Annotated in this window: 12 protein-coding genes and 1 riboswitch; of the genes, 4 read left to right on the top strand and 8 right to left on the bottom strand. The window is 70.2% G+C overall.

Annotation, left to right across the window (positions count from 1 at the left end; translation table 11 throughout):
• Positions 1 to 20 precede the first annotated feature (20 nt).
• Positions 21 to 1613, bottom strand: coding sequence for a histidine ammonia-lyase (gene hutH, locus CXY76_RS07860; protein WP_104163691.1), 1593 nt, complete (start codon positions 1611 to 1613; stop codon positions 21 to 23).
• 233 nt (positions 1614 to 1846) lie between these two features.
• On the opposite strand from hutH, the gene CXY76_RS07855 reads away from it, so the two are divergent.
• Both CXY76_RS07855 and CXY76_RS07850 read left to right on the top strand, forming a co-directional pair.
• Positions 1847 to 2362 carry a DUF664 domain-containing protein gene (locus tag CXY76_RS07855; RefSeq protein WP_104163690.1) on the top strand — a complete coding sequence of 172 codons (516 nt, stop codon included), beginning with the start codon at positions 1847 to 1849 and terminating at the stop codon, positions 2360 to 2362.
• 201 nt (positions 2363 to 2563) lie between these two features.
• A complete protein-coding gene (locus tag CXY76_RS07850) occupies positions 2564 to 3193 on the top strand; it encodes a hypothetical protein (RefSeq protein ID WP_104163689.1) in 630 nt (209 codons plus the stop codon).
• 50 nt (positions 3194 to 3243) lie between these two features.
• Here the strand turns inward: CXY76_RS07850 and CXY76_RS07845 are convergent, their stop codons facing one another.
• Positions 3244 to 3789, bottom strand: coding sequence for a gluconokinase (locus tag CXY76_RS07845; protein WP_104163770.1), 546 nt, complete (start codon positions 3787 to 3789; stop codon positions 3244 to 3246).
• Positions 3790 to 3824: 35 nt separating this feature from the next.
• Entirely contained in the window at positions 3825 to 5219 is a 1395-nt protein-coding gene (locus CXY76_RS07840; protein WP_104163688.1) for a GntP family permease, read from the bottom strand.
• A 251-nt stretch (positions 5220 to 5470) separates the two neighbouring features.
• Between CXY76_RS07840 and CXY76_RS07835 the strand changes: the two genes are divergently transcribed.
• Positions 5471 to 6211 carry a FadR/GntR family transcriptional regulator gene (locus tag CXY76_RS07835; RefSeq protein WP_158253862.1) on the top strand — a complete coding sequence of 247 codons (741 nt, stop codon included), beginning with the start codon at positions 5471 to 5473 and terminating at the stop codon, positions 6209 to 6211.
• Between the two features lie 38 nt (positions 6212 to 6249).
• Here CXY76_RS07835 and CXY76_RS07830 read toward each other — a convergent pair whose 3' ends face one another.
• The 4 genes from CXY76_RS07830 to CXY76_RS07815 form a co-directional block, all read right to left on the bottom strand.
• On the bottom strand, positions 6250 to 7536 hold the full coding sequence (locus CXY76_RS07830) for an ATP-binding protein (RefSeq protein WP_104163686.1): 1287 nt from the start codon (positions 7534 to 7536) through the stop codon (positions 6250 to 6252).
• A 111-nt stretch (positions 7537 to 7647) separates the two neighbouring features.
• The gene (locus tag CXY76_RS07825; protein WP_104163685.1) at positions 7648 to 8706 is read right to left on the bottom strand and encodes a hypothetical protein; all 1059 of its coding nucleotides are present in this window, start codon (positions 8704 to 8706) and stop codon (positions 7648 to 7650) included.
• On the bottom strand, positions 8707 to 9936 hold the full coding sequence (locus tag CXY76_RS07820) for an aminotransferase class V-fold PLP-dependent enzyme (RefSeq protein ID WP_104163684.1): 1230 nt from the start codon (positions 9934 to 9936) through the stop codon (positions 8707 to 8709).
• An 84-nt stretch (positions 9937 to 10020) separates the two neighbouring features.
• On the bottom strand, positions 10021 to 12639 hold the full coding sequence (locus CXY76_RS07815) for an excinuclease ABC subunit UvrA (RefSeq protein WP_158253861.1): 2619 nt from the start codon (positions 12637 to 12639) through the stop codon (positions 10021 to 10023).
• A gap of 87 nt (positions 12640 to 12726) precedes the next feature.
• Between CXY76_RS07815 and panD the strand changes: the two genes are divergently transcribed.
• Positions 12727 to 13140, top strand: coding sequence for an aspartate 1-decarboxylase (gene panD, locus CXY76_RS07810; protein WP_104163683.1), 414 nt, complete (start codon positions 12727 to 12729; stop codon positions 13138 to 13140).
• 115 nt (positions 13141 to 13255) lie between these two features.
• Here the strand turns inward: panD and CXY76_RS07805 are convergent, their stop codons facing one another.
• Positions 13256 to 13579 (bottom strand): multidrug efflux SMR transporter, encoded by a 324-nt coding sequence (locus tag CXY76_RS07805; protein ID WP_104163682.1) that lies wholly within the window; start codon positions 13577 to 13579, stop codon positions 13256 to 13258.
• A gap of 9 nt (positions 13580 to 13588) precedes the next feature.
• Positions 13589 to 13653: riboswitch (guanidine-III (ykkC-III) riboswitch) on the bottom strand.
• Positions 13654 to 13687 lie beyond the last annotated feature (34 nt).

The following is a 13687-nucleotide window of genomic DNA, read 5'->3' as shown; positions in this document are numbered from 1 at the left end:
GTGTCGGTGATGCGTGCGAGTTAGTACAGGGTGCCGGTCAGGGTCTGGGCGGCGTCGAGCAGGGCGCCGCTCCGCGCGCTCGCGGCGACGGCCTCGATTTCGGGGGAGAGGAACCTGTCGGGGCCGGGCCCGGCGACCTCGCGGCGCACCTCGGCGAGCACGGCGCCGGTGGCCGGGCCGGGCAGGAGCGGGGCGCGCAGGTCGAGAGCGCGGCCGGCGGTCATGATCTCGATGCCGAGCACCCGGGCCAGGCCGTCGATGCCGGTGCGCAGCTTGCGGGCGGCGTGCCAGCCCATCGAGACGTGGTCCTCCTGCATCGCCGACGACGGGATCGAGTCGACCGAGGCCGGCACGGCGAGTCGTTTGAGCTCGGAGACGATGCCGGCGGCGGTGTACTGGGCAATCATCAGGCCCGAGTCCACCCCCACATCGTGGGCGAGGAAGGCGGGCAGGCCGTTGTTGCGGGCCGGGTCGAGCATCCTGTCGGTGCGGCGCTCGGACATGCTCGCCACGTCGGCGACGGCGATCGCGAGGAAGTCGAGCACGTAAGCGACCGGGGCGCCGTGGAAGTTGCCGTTGGACTCGACCCGGCCGTCGAGAGTGACGACGGGATTGTCGATGGCCGAGGCCAGTTCGCGGTCGGCGATGCGGCCGGCGTGCTCGACGGTGTCCCGGGCGGCGCCGTGCACCTGCGGGGCGCAGCGCAGCGAGTAGGCGTCCTGCACCCGGGTGCACTCCGGCGTCTTGTGACTGGCCACGATCGGGGAGCCGGCGAGCAGGTGGCGCAGGTTCGCGGCGGAGGCCTGCTGGCCCAGCTGCGGGCGGAGGCCGGCGAGGTCGGCGGCGAAGACGGCATCCGTGCCGAGCAGGGCCTCGATGCTCATTGCCGCGGCCACGTCGGCGGTGGTCAGCAGGGTGTGCAGGTCGTGCAGGGCCAGGCTGAGCTGGCCGAGCATTCCGTCGGTGCCGTTGATGAGGGCCAGGCCCTCTTTCTCGGCCAGCAGGACCGGTTCCAGGCCGGCCGCGCTCAGAGCCTCGGCGGCGGGCAGCTCGGTGCCGGTTCGGTCGCGCACGGTGCCCTCGCCCATCAGCGCCAGGGCACAGTGGGCCAGCGGGGCCAGGTCGCCCGAGCAGCCGAGCGAGCCGTATTCGCGCACGATTGGGGTGATTCCGGCGTTGAGCAGGCCGGCGTAGGCCTCGGCGGTGGTCAGGCGGATGCCGGTGCGCCCGGTGAGCAGTGTCGACAGGCGCAGCAGCATCAGGGCGCGCACGGTCTCCCGCTCGACCTCTGGGCCGGAGCCGGCCGCGTGCGAGCGCACCAGGCTCTGTTGCAGCCGGGTGCGATCGGCGGCGTCGATGAAGGTGGTTGCCAGGGCGCCGAAGCCCGTGGAGATGCCGTAGTGCGGGGCCGCGTCGGTGGCGAGAACCTCGATGGTGGCCCGGCTGGCGGCCACGGCGGCGCGGGCGTCGTCGCCGAGAAGCACCGGGGCGTCGTGGCGGGCGACGGCCACGACATCCGCCACGGAGACCGGGCCGGTGCCCACGGTGACGGGCGCCGGCGCGGTGCCGCGGCGGGCTGGGGTGGCGGGAAGGGCGGTGTCGACGGTCTGCATGCTCCTATCTGACTCCTGCGCGAGCGCGGCCGCATCGGGCTTCGCCCGATTGGTGTCTCAGATACGAGACAGTCGGAGCGGAGTTCGACCGTGCGGATGGCATAACTCCTGCAGTTTTTCCCCAGACGGGTCAAAACAGGCCGATTGCGTCCGAATTGGGAAAAACAGCGGGAGTTGTGACCGCGGTGGCGAGTTAGGGTGGTGCCGAATCGTCGACCCACAGGAGGTACCGGATGCTGACAACCGACCTGATCACGGATGCGTTCGGCCGGGTACAGGGGGCGGTGCACGCCGCCCTCGTCGGCGCCGGCCCCGAGCTGCTGCGGTACCGCGCCGATCGCGAGGCGAACACCATCGCGTGGCTGGTCTGGCACCTCACCCGGGTGCAGGACACTCACGTGGCCGACCTGATGGGCGAGCCCCAGCTGTGGACGTCGGCGGGCTGGCAGAAACGGTTCAACCTGCCGTTCGCGCCGACCGCGACCGGCTACGGCCAGGGCTCCACCGAGGTGGCCGCCGTGCGGGCCGGGGCGGACCTGCTGCAGGGCTACTTCGACGCGGTGCACGAACGCACCCTGGGCTACCTGGGCACCCTGCACGAGGACGACTTCAGCCGCATCGTCGACACCCGCTGGACGCCGCCGGTGACCCTGGCCGTGCGGCTGGTCAGCGTGATCGCCGACGATCTGCAGCACGCCGGCCAGGCCGAATACGTGCGCGGGCTGGCGCAGCGGGCCGGCCTGCTCTGAGCGGTGCCGTGCGCGACGCGAGAGCGGCCGTGTGGCTGCTTCGCCGCGCTGTGGCGACCACAACCCCGCTCTCGCGAGGTGGCGCTTCCGCGAGAGCGGTCGCGTGGTTGCTTCGTGGCGCGGTGGTGACCATAACCCCGCTCTCGCGAGGGGGAGCGCCCGGCTAGGCTCGGTGTCAGCACCTTGACCCAGGGAGAGCGCTTGGCCCACTCGTATCCGCTGTATGTGAATGTGCTGGCGCAGTGCTTCTGCTGCCAGTCGCTGCAGCCGTTCCACTTCAGCTCGGCGACCGATCAGGTCGTCTGCGGCCACTGCCTGCGGCATCTCGGGCCCGAGAAGGCCGAGCAGCGCGACGCCGACCACATCAGACTGTGGCTGGGCCAGTTCGCCGCCCAGCAGGAGACCCTGCAGGAGCTCACCGCCACAACCACCGCGACGATCGCCGAGCGGGACGCCGAGATTGCGGCCCTGACGGCCCAGGTCGCCGACCTCACCGGCATCGTGGCCGGCCGCTTCGACCGCGGTCCCGACGCGAGCCTGCGCGGCCTGCTCGAGACCGAGGTACTCAAGCGCGCCGAGCGTAAGGCCGAGCTCGGCCAGCGCCGAACGGATGCGGCCATGGCCGCACTCTGGGAGATCAACCGCCTGCACCGCATCGACCCCGCCGACCCGCAGCGCTGCGGATGCGGCAAGTCGGCCGCGGCCTGCCCCGAAACCCGGGCGCTCGGCCCGATGCGCCAGGCGCTGGGCGACTGGGAGGCGAAAAACCGCAAGCTGCTCGCCGCCGGCCAGCGCCACGCGCTGCCCGCCGGGCATCCCGACCTGGCCTGACTAGCGGTTGACGGGCATCCGCGGCAGCACTGGCCCGCGCCGGCCGCGGGTTAGGACGCCGGGCGGGCGACCGAAGACTGACCGGGGTCGCGGGCGCCGAGGGCCGACGAGCCGGGGCTCGGTGTGAGGCCCAGGAGGCGCACGATCTCGGCCGCCTCCGAGGCGGGCTTCCGGCCGGCATCGATGGTGATCGCGTTCTCGTCGGGCTCCGGCGGCTCGAGCGCGTCCACCTGCGAGTCGAGCAGCGAGGTGGGCATGTAGTGGTCGTGGCGGGTGGCCAGGCGGCGTCCGATCAGGTCTTTCGACCCGGTCAGGTGCACGAAGATCACGTTGTGCTCGCGCAGCACGTCGCGGTAGCGGCGTTTGAGCGCCGAGCAGGTGATGATGCCGGGCACGCCCGCCATGGTGTGCTCGATGATCCACGAGGAGATGGTGTCGAGCCAGGGCGCGCGGTCGTCGTCGTTGAGCGGTTCGCCCGAGGACATCTTGTCGATGTTCTCCTGGGGGTGCAGGTCGTCGCCCTCTTCGAGGTCCCAGCCCAGCTGGCCGGCGAGGATTCCCGCAACGGTGGACTTGCCGGACCCGGAGATGCCCATCACCACGAGCACGGGCTGCTGATTCTCGAACACGATTAGATCACCACGTTCAGGAGGAGGACGCCGGCCAGGCCGGTCACGGAGATCAGGCACTCCATCACCGTCCAGGTCTTCAGGGTCTGGCCGACCGTGGTGCCAAGGTACTCCTTGACCAGCCAGAAGCCCGCGTCGTTGACGTGCGAGAGGAACAGCGAACCGGCGCCGATGGCAAGAACCATGAGTGACACATCCGTTGCACCCAGGCTGGCGGCGACCGGGGCGAGGATGCCGGCGGCCGTGACGGTGGCGACGGTGGCCGAACCCGTCGCGACCCGCACCAGCGCGGCGACGACCCAGGCGAGCAGGAGCACCGAGACGCTCGAGCCATTGACCGCGTCGGCGATGACGGTGCCGATGCCGGTGTCGATGAGCACCTGCTTGAAGCCACCGCCGGCGCCGACGATGAGCAGGATGCCCGCGATGGGCGGCAGCGAGTCGGCGAGCGACTTCGAGACGGCCGCGCGGTCCATGCCGCCGCCGCGGCCGAAGACGATCATGGCGTAGATCACGGCGATGCCCAGGGCGATCATCGGGGTGCCCAGGAAGTCCAGGGTGGCGTTGAGCGGGTCGGTCGAGCCGGGGTTGATGGCGTCGGCGATCGAGCGGGCCAGCATCAGCACGACGGGCAGCAGGATGCCGGTGATCGTGGCGAGGAAGCTCGGGCGCTTGATGTTCTCTTCCAGGCCCTGGTCGGCCGCGGTGATGAACATCTGCGGCACGGGCACCTTCACCCAGCGGCTGGCGAACTTGCTGAACAGCGGGCCGGCGATGATGACGGTGGGGATGGCGATGAGCACGCCGATGGCCAGGGTGAGGCCGAGGTTGGCGCTCAGGGTGGTGACGGCAACGAGCGGGCCCGGGTGCGGCGGCACGAGGCCGTGCATGACCGACAGGCCGGCGAGGGCCGGGATGGCGATGCGGATGAGCGACTGCCCGCTGCGGCGGGCGACGAGGATGATCACGGGGATGAGCAGCACCAGGCCGACCTCGAAGAACATCGGCAGACCGATGAGGCCACCGATCAGCGCCATGGTCCAGGGCAGGGTGCGCACGCTCGAACGGCTCACCAGGGCGTCGACGATGCGGTCGGCGCCACCGGAGTCGGCCAGCAGCTTGCCGAACATGGCGCCGAAGCCCACGAGCACGCCCACGCCGGCCATGGTGGAGCCGAAGCCCGCGCCGAAGCTGGTGACCGCGTCGTTCGGCGCCATGCCGGCGCCCACGCCGACGCCGACGGCGCCGATGGACAGGGCCAGGAACGGGTGCACCTTGAGCCAGGTGATCAACACGATGATCACGGCGACGCCGATGATCGCCGCGAGGATGAGTTGCAGGGTGCTGCCGGCCGGAACCACGGGTTCCACCGCCTGAATCGCGCGGGTCACATTCATCTCGAAATCCGTTCCGAGGCCGCGTCCCTGCGACCTCTTCGTCTTGTGCTGAACACGCGGGACCCTGCATGTCGCCGGATGCGGCATAGTGAAGGGAGAAGCACGTGATCTGATTAATCTGATTAATCGGATTAATGAAGTGTTACACAACGACGATGATGTGGTCAACATCACCGGGGTGCAGTGTGCGACGACGCAGGCTGGGACGGATCGGTGCGACGTGGTCGCGCCGGGTGAGTGAGGGTGTGACAGTGGTTGTAGTAGGCGATGAAACCTGGCGGGACCGGGGATTGCACGCGCGGGTGGTGAACGCGCTCGGCCAGGAGATCGTCGACGGCACCTACGCGCCGGGCGACATCCTCAACCTGGACCGGCTGAGCGAGCGCTTCACGGTCTCGCGCTCCGTGCTGCGGGAGGCCCTGCGGGTGCTGCAGTCGGTGGGCATGGTGGAGCCGCGCCAGCGGGTCGGCACCCAGGTCCTCGCCACTGAGTCCTGGGACCTGCTGAACCCCCTGGTCATCCAGTGGCGGGGCCGCGGCGACTACTTCGCGCAGATGCGCGAGATGCTGCAGCTGCGCCTGGGTATCGAGCCGGTGGCCGCCCGGCTGAGCGCCCGGCTGATGACGCCGGCCCAGCGGCAGGCCGTCGCGCGGGCGGCCGCGGTGATGGTGGAGGCCGACCACGACAACGAGGGCCGGCGCTATCTCGAGGCGGATGTCGAGTTCCACACCCTGATCCTCGAGGGCTCGGGCAACGCGGTGATGGGGCATTTCGCGAACACCGTGGCGGCGCTGCTGCGCACCAGGGAGCAGGAGAAACGCTTCACGGTGACCGACTACACCCCGGCATCCGCGCACCGGCACAACGACCTGGCCGCCGCGCTGCTCGCGGGCGACGAGGATGCCGCCTACCGCTGTGCCTACGCGACCCTGGAGGCCACTCTGGCCGAGTTCGTGCAGGAGTCGGCCGGTTCCCACCCCGCCGCGGGCTAGTTCTCCAGAGCCGCACCGGCCCGCCGGCCGGAGCCCGCTCAGAGCCGGGCGAGTCGCTCGATGTCCTCGAGGAACTCGGCGGCCACCTGCGCCGACACCGTGGTGCGGGTGCCGCGGATGCCGGCGAGATAGTCCTCGGTACCCGGCCCGCCGGGCGCATGCTCGTCGGCGCCCGCGGAGAGGGCATCCTCCAGCGCCTGCTGGGAGGCCCGCCGGGCGGCGTACTCGATGTCGGCGGGGGAGAACCCGTCGCTGGCTGCGACCAGGGCGGCGAGGTCGACCGTCCCGGTCACCACCGGGGGAATGTAGCGCTCCCAGATGGCCTGCCGGGCGGCGGCATCCGGCAACCCGATCGGCACGACGTAGTCGAACCGGCCGTGCCGCAGGAACGCCGAGTCGAGGGTGCGGATGAAGTTGGTGGCGCAGACGAGCAGCCGCCCGGGCCGCTCGCGGAAGGCCGGGATGAGCTTGAGCAGCTCGTTGGTCACGCCCTGCAACGGCGAAGGCGGTTCACCGCCGCGCTGGGCGGCGATCTCCTCGACCTCGTCGATGAAGACCACCACGTGGTCGAGGTCGTCGATCTTGTGGAACGTCTCCCGCAGCGCCCCGGCCAGGCCCTGCGGGTCGGTCGCCAGCCGGGACGGGAAGACCTCGACGAACGGCCAGTCCAGCCTGGACGCGATGGCCTTGGCGAAGGTGGTCTTGCCGGTGCCGGGCGGGCCGAAGAGCACCACGGCCTTGGGCGGCACCACGCCGTACTGGTCGGCCATCTCCGGCCGGGCCAGCGGCATCACCAGGCGCCGTTCGAGCAGCTCCTTCTCCCGCGCCATGCCGCCCACGCTGGCCCACAGGTCCCGCGGCAGGATGCGCCCGCCGAGCTCGGCCAGGGCGCGGATCTCCTGGCCCTGCACCGGGATGCGGCGCTCGAAGTAGCTGAGGTGGTTCTTGATCTCGAAGCCGCGGTTGAGGAACGCGTCGACCCGGGTGGCGGTCTCCGGCATCAGCGCCGAGAGCTTGGTCAGGCCGTGCGGCGCCATCCGTCGTTCGAGGGCCGCGAGCAGGGCCGAGCCGATGCCCCGGCTCTGCCAGGGCTTGGTGGTGGCCAGGAACACGATCCAGCCCTGCGCGTGGGCGGCCCGGCCGACGGCGGCGCCGACCACCTCGTCGCCGTGCACGGCCACCACGGCGTCGTCCTTCTGGCAGGAGGCGAGGACCTCCGACAGGGCATAGACCGGGTCGGTGCTCGAGGCGGTGATCTCCTCCCACAGGCGCAGGATGCCGTCGAGGTCGTCGGTGTGAAAGTCACGGATGCGCCACTCGTTCATCTCAGCTCCCTCGCCGGTGTCAGAACACTATGGCCCGCGAACTGTGACCTAAGCACCTAAAACTCGAGATTTTCGGGGCTTTTCTCACAGTTCGAGAGAGGGGCGGGGCGGCTACTGCAGGCCGTCGATCGAGACCAGGCCGTCGTGGCGGCGGCCGTCGAAGATGATCGTGGGGATCTTCACGGTGGCGATCTTCTCCTCCACGAGGGTCTTGTTGGCGGCGATGATGTCGGCGACGGTGTCGGAGCCGGCCTCGGTCACGACCACGTCGATCTGGTCGGCGGAGAGGCCGAATTCGCCCAGCCAGTCGACCAGGGTCGCGGTGGCCTCGTCGGCGTCCATCGAGTTGATGGTCTCCTGCCACGGCAGGCCGGTCCCGGCCTTCTCGGTGAAGATGCGCTCGAGCACCTGCCAGTCGACGGGGGTCTCGGCGCCGTCCAGCGGATGCAGCCGCAGGGCCTCGAGATACTGGGTGACCAGCAGGGAGTTGGGGAACTTGTAGCCCTCGGTGCCCGCGATCGGGTAGGCGACGTAGGTGAGGTTGTAGTTCTGCTCGAAGCCCGACTCCTCGATGTTCTGGAAGAGGGCTTTGCAGAAAGTGCAGCCCGGGTCGATGACCTCGACGGCGACGGGGTTGGCGGCGTCCTCGGTGAGGTAGCTGGCGTTGGCGGGCAGGTAGTCCTCGGCGGTCCAGGTCTGCAGGCGGGCCGGGATGGCCGCGAAGGTCTCGCCGAGGCTGCCGAACTCGTTGCCGAATGCGCCGAGCACGTCGAACTCGCCCAGCGATGCCATGAAGCCGGGCGTCTCATCCGGGATCGAGCAGGCCTCGGCGCCGAGGGTGCAGGATGCCGAGTCCTGCTTGTTGCAGGTGCCGTAGACGTAGAGGTTGACGGCGCTCTTGACCACGGTGTAGCCCGACCAGATGGTGGTGAGAAGAACGAGCACGGCGAGGATCTCGAGGCCGATGCTGGCCGGCCGCACGAGGCCGGGCCGGCGCACGGCGATGGGGGCGAGCAGGTGGTCCTTGATGTCCTGCTTGAAGGTCGTGTCGCAGGGCCGGAAGGTGACCCGGCGCCAGGTGCAGTTCCAGGCCGTGCCGACGTAGCGCCGGTACTTCGCCGAGAAGGCGGCCATGATGACCAGGATGATGAATGCCGCGATGCAGAACACTTAGTGGAGGCCTTTCATCAGCCGCTGGAGGGCCTGCGTGGCCGAGTCGATGTCCGACTCGGTCGAGTGCAGGCCGAGGGAGAAGCGCAGCAGCGGGGGCAGCCCGAGCTGTTCCTTGAGGTAGTGGTGGGCGCAGAAGTAGCCGCTGCGCACCATGATCTTCGAGTGCGAGAGGAACACCGCGAGGCGGTGCGAGTCCTGCGCGGGTGCGTAGAGACTGATCACCGGGCTGGGCTCGGTGTTCAGGAGCGTGAGTCCGGGGATCGCGGCAAGACCGTCGTGGAGCCGGGTGGACAGAGCGCTGATGTGCTCGGCGGGCGCCAGAGCACCGGGGCGGATGCTGCCCAGCCACTCGATCGCCCGGCCCAGCGCGATGATCTCGCCCCAGGCCTGCAGGCCCGGTTCGAGTAGCGCCGCCGGGTCACCCTGAACGAGGTCGAAGTCGTTCTCGCGCACGTCGGAGACCATGCCGCCGCCCACGAATCCGAGTTCGAGGGAGGTGAGCAGCTCGTGCCGAGCCACGACGACGCCCAGGCTGGCGGCGTACATCTTGTGGCCGGAGAAGCAGACCGCATCCGCCTCGGTCTTCTGCAGCAGCGCCCGGCTGTGGCCCATGGCCTGGGCGGCGTCGACGATGACGATGCCGCCGCGGGCGTGGGTGTCGCGCACGAGGTCGGCGAGGTTGCTGAGCTGGCGGCCGTCGATGTTGGAGGTCGCGTTGACGACCACGACTGCCTTCTCCAGCTGTGCGGGTTCGTAGAGCAGGGCGCCGTCGGTGGTCCGGTTCAGCACCAGGCGCTCGACGCCCAGCCGGCGGGCGGCGGTGATGGTGGGCAGGAACACCGAGTTGTGCTCGATGTGGCTGGTGACGACGCGATCGAAGCGGCCCAGCGGCAGCTGCTGCAGGAGCAGGTTGAGGCCGTAGGTGGTGTTGAGGGTGAACGACACGGCGTGGCTCTTGGCCGAGAGCCCGAGCAGGCCGAGCACGGCCCGGCGGGTGTCGGCCACGGCGGCGTCGACCTTCAGGCCCCAGGCGTACTTCACCCGGCCGCCGCAGGCGTTGTAGGTCGTGTAATAGTCGGTGAGGGCGTCGATCACGCTCTGCGGGCGAAGGCTCTGGCAGGCGGCGTCGAGATAGACCTCGCCGGCTTGCAGGTAGCCGAAATCGCCCGACCGGCCCGTGTCGAGCGGCTCGGCGGCGGGCCTCGTGAACAGCGTGCTGCGCTTCATAGGTCTCAACTCCTGGCTCAGCTTAGATTCGGCGCCGAACCCGGAGTGGGGACCTAAGTCCCGTTTGGCCGGGGGAGGAGTCCTTTACACAGCTAGCTCCAAGCGTTGGGCGAGGTAGGGCGCCGTGCGGCTGTGCGGATGCGCTGCGACAGCGGCCGGAGTGCCCTCGGCCACGATGCGGCCGCCCGCACTGCCGCCGGACGGGCCCAGGTCGATGACCCAGTCCGCCGCGGCCACCACGCCCATGTCGTGCTCCACGACGACAACGGTGTTGCCCGCGTCGACGAGCCGGCCCAGCTGCGTCATCAGCAGCTCCACGTCGGCCGGGTGCAACCCGGTCGTGGGCTCGTCGAGCAGGTAGAGGGTGTGACCGCGGCGGGCGCGCTGCAGCTCGGTGGCCAGCTTGATGCGCTGCGCCTCGCCGCCGGAGAGCTCGGTGGCCGGCTGGCCCAGACGCAGGTAGCCCAGGCCCACCTCGCGCAGGGTCGCCAGGCTCCGGGCGGCGCTGGGCACGTCGGCCAGGAACTCGGCGGCCGCGTCGACGGTGAGGCCGAGCACGTCGGCGACGGACTTGCCGTTGTAGAGCACCGCGAGGGTCTCGGCGTTGTAGCGGGAGCCGCCGCAGGCCGGGCAGGGCGCGTAGCTGCCGGGCAGGAAGAGCAGCTCCACGGCCACGAAGCCCTCGCCCTGGCAGGTGTCGCAGCGGCCGCCGGCCACGTTGAAGGAGAACCGGCCGGCGCCGAAGCCGGCCGCTTTCGCCGCATCCGTCGCCGCGAAGGTGGATCGCACGGCGTCGAAGAGGCCCGTGTAGGTGGCCAGGTTGGAGCGCGGGGTTCGGCCGATGGGCTTCTGGTCCACCCGCACGAGGCGGTCGATGGCGCCGGCGCCGGTCACCGCGTCGACGACGGTGCCGGCCCGGTCGGCGCCGGCCTCATCCTCATCGGTGGAGTCCTCGTCGGAAGCGCCGGCCTCGGCCGCACTGCCGGCTGGGGCGGCGTCGACCGGGCCCTGGCGCAGCTCACGGCCCACGGCATCCGCCAGCACCCGGCTGACCAGGGTGGACTTGCCCGACCCCGAGACGCCGGTGACGGCGGTGAGCACGCCGAGTGGCACCTGGACGTCGAGGTCGACGAGGTTGTGCCGGGTGACACCGGTCAGGCCCAGCCAGGCGGCCGGCTCCCGGTTCGCGGGCACCGCCGAGTCGCCGGCGGTGGGGAACAGGTAGTCGCGGGTGACGGAGGCGTCGACCTCGGCCAGGCCGGACACCGGGCCGCTGTAGAGCACCTCGCCGCCGCCGTCGCCCGCGCGCGGACCCACGTCGACGAGCCAGTCGGCGCGGCGCACGACGTCCATATTGTGTTCGACCACGAAGACCGAGTTGCCGGATGCCTTGAGCTGTTCGAGCACCACCAGCAGCGGTTCCGCGTCGGCCGGGTGCAGCCCAGCTGAGGGTTCGTCGAGCACGTAGATCACGCCGAACAGGCCGCTTCGCAGCTGGGTGGCGATGCGCAGCCGCTGCATTTCGCCGGGCGAGAGGGTGGGGGTGGCGCGGCTCAGGCTGAGGTAGCCCAGCCCCAGGTCGATGAGCACCTCGAGGCGTCGCACCAGGTCGCCGGCCAGGGTGACGGCCACCTCGGTGATCTCGCCGGACTGGGCGGCGCGGTGCGAACCGGTGGCCCCGGTGAGCTCGGCGGTGGGCCGCAGCACGTCGGCGAGCTCGCTGAGCGTGAGGGCGTTGAGTTCGTTGATCGGCCGGCCGGCGAAGCGCACGGTGAGGGCCTCGGCGCGCAGGCCGCTGCCGCCGCAGAGCCGGCACGGACCGGTCTGAACGAACGCGAGCACGCGCTGGCGCATCTGGGCGCTCTTGGAATCGGCCAGGGTGTGCAGCACGTAGCTCTTCGCGCTCCAGAACCGGCCCTTGTACGGCTTGGCCACCCGGTCGCGCTGCGGGGTGACCTCAACGACGGGCTGCTCCTCTGTATAGAGGAGCCAATCGCGCGACTCGCGGCTGAGCTGTGACCACGGTACGTCGATGTCGTGGCCGAGCACCCCGGTGATGTCGCGCAGGTTCTTGCCCTGCCAGGCGCCGGGCCACGCCGCGATGGCGCCGTCGCGGATGCTCAGGCTCGCGTCGGGCACCAGCAGAGGTTCGGTGACGGTGTGCGAGATACCCAGGCCGTGGCATTCCGGGCAGGCGCCGGTGGCCGTGTTGGGTGAGAAGGCGTCGGAGTCCAGGCGCAGGTCGGACCCGGCGGGGTAGGTGCCGGCGCGGGAGTAGAGCATCCGCATCGAATTGGAGAGTGTGGTGACGGTGCCCACGCTGGAGCGCGAACTGGGCGAGCCGCGGCGCTGCTGGAGGGCCACGGCCGGGGGCAGGCCGGTGATGAGGTCGACGTGCGGGGTGTGGCCCTGCTGGATGAGGCGGCGCGCGTACGGCGCGACGGACTCGAAGAACCGGCGCTGGGCCTCGGCGAAGATGGTGCCGAACGCCAGGGAGGACTTGCCGGAGCCGGAGACTCCGGTGAAGGCGACGATGGCGTCGCGGGGAATGTCGACGTTGACGTCTTGCAGGTTGTTCTCCCTGGCGCCGCGCACGCGCACGAAGCCGTCGGCGCCGGGGTGGGCGGCGAGGTCCGCGGGAAGTTCCGCAGAAGTCAGGGCCGGAGAAGTCAGTGCCGAAGAAGTCAATGGGGAGTGAGACATTCGATCGACTCTAGTTCGGCCCCCTGACACTCGACCGTGCGCGGCACGCGTATCGTGGAGAAGTTGATCCCCGAAAGGCTCCTTCCGATGCGCCGCACCATGTTCAAGTCCAAGATCCACCGTGCCACCGTGACGCACTCCGCCCTGCACTACGTGGGGTCGTTGACGGTCGACGTCGACCTGCTCGACGCCGCCGACCTGCTGCCCGGTGAGCTGGTGAGCATCGTGAACGTCAACAACGGTGCCCGCTTCGAGACCTACCTGATCGCCGGGGAGCGCGGCAGCGGCGTGATCGGCGTCAATGGCGCCGCAGCGCGGATGGCGCACCAGGGCGACCTGGTCATCATCATCTCCTACGCCCAGATGAGCACGAAGAAGGCCAGGGCCTACCTGCCCACCGTGGTGCACGTGGATGCGCAGAACGCCATCATCGCCGTGGGAACCGACCCGGCCGCGGTCGACGGCGATGACAACCTGGAGCGGCCGCCTTTCGCCGTCTGACGGGTCGCCGGGTCTCGACAAGCTCGACCAACGAGACGGCCGCGACTCACAGGTCAGGTCACCGGGGCGACCCCACCGCTGATCGAGCTTGTCGAGATCCCGTGTCAGGCTGCGGTCAGTGGCCGCCGTCGACCAGCTTGAGGCCGACGACGCAGCCGACGAGGCCGAGGATGAGCAGGATCTTGATGAGCGATGCCGGCTCGCCGCCGAAGATCATGGCGTAGAGCACGGTCAGTGCCGCGCCGATTCCCACCCACACGGCGTAGGCGGTCCCGATCGGGATGGTGCGCATCGCGAATGCCAGGCCGGCCATGCTCAGCACGAGGCCGGCTCCGAAGATCACGGTGGGCCAGAGCTTGGTGAAGCCGACGGATTTTCCGAGGGCCGTCGCCCAGACGGCCTCGAGAACACCGGACACGATCAAAATGATCCACGACATGACAACTCCTGTGGCCAGTCTTGTCGCGTGCCGGGTACTGAACCGTCGTCCGGAACCGCAGTAAGCGGTCTCCCAGGAGACTAGCCCGGCGGCCTGTGCACACACTGG

Source organism: Cryobacterium sp. N22, assembly GCF_002929555.1.
In the GTDB taxonomy this organism is placed as follows: domain Bacteria; phylum Actinomycetota; class Actinomycetes; order Actinomycetales; family Microbacteriaceae; genus Cryobacterium.
This window is presented reverse-complemented; position numbering and strand designations above follow the sequence as displayed.

Coding starts and splice junctions, on each gene's coding strand:
- CXY76_RS07845 (WP_104163770.1), bottom strand. CDS start 3,789: ATGGGCATCTCCGGGTCCGGCAAGTCCACCGTTGCGGGAATCCTCGCC.
- CXY76_RS07820 (WP_104163684.1), bottom strand. CDS start 9,936: ATGAAGCGCAGCACGCTGTTCACGAGGCCCGCCGCCGAGCCGCTCGAC.
- CXY76_RS07855 (WP_104163690.1), top strand. CDS start 1,847: ATGCTGACAACCGACCTGATCACGGATGCGTTCGGCCGGGTACAGGGG.
- panD (WP_104163683.1), top strand. CDS start 12,727: ATGCGCCGCACCATGTTCAAGTCCAAGATCCACCGTGCCACCGTGACG.
- CXY76_RS07840 (WP_104163688.1), bottom strand. CDS start 5,219: ATGAATGTGACCCGCGCGATTCAGGCGGTGGAACCCGTGGTTCCGGCC.
- CXY76_RS07830 (WP_104163686.1), bottom strand. CDS start 7,536: ATGAACGAGTGGCGCATCCGTGACTTTCACACCGACGACCTCGACGGC.
- hutH (WP_104163691.1), bottom strand. CDS start 1,613: ATGCAGACCGTCGACACCGCCCTTCCCGCCACCCCAGCCCGCCGCGGC.
- CXY76_RS07805 (WP_104163682.1), bottom strand. CDS start 13,579: ATGTCGTGGATCATTTTGATCGTGTCCGGTGTTCTCGAGGCCGTCTGG.
- CXY76_RS07815 (WP_158253861.1), bottom strand. CDS start 12,639: ATGTCTCACTCCCCATTGACTTCTTCGGCACTGACTTCTCCGGCCCTG.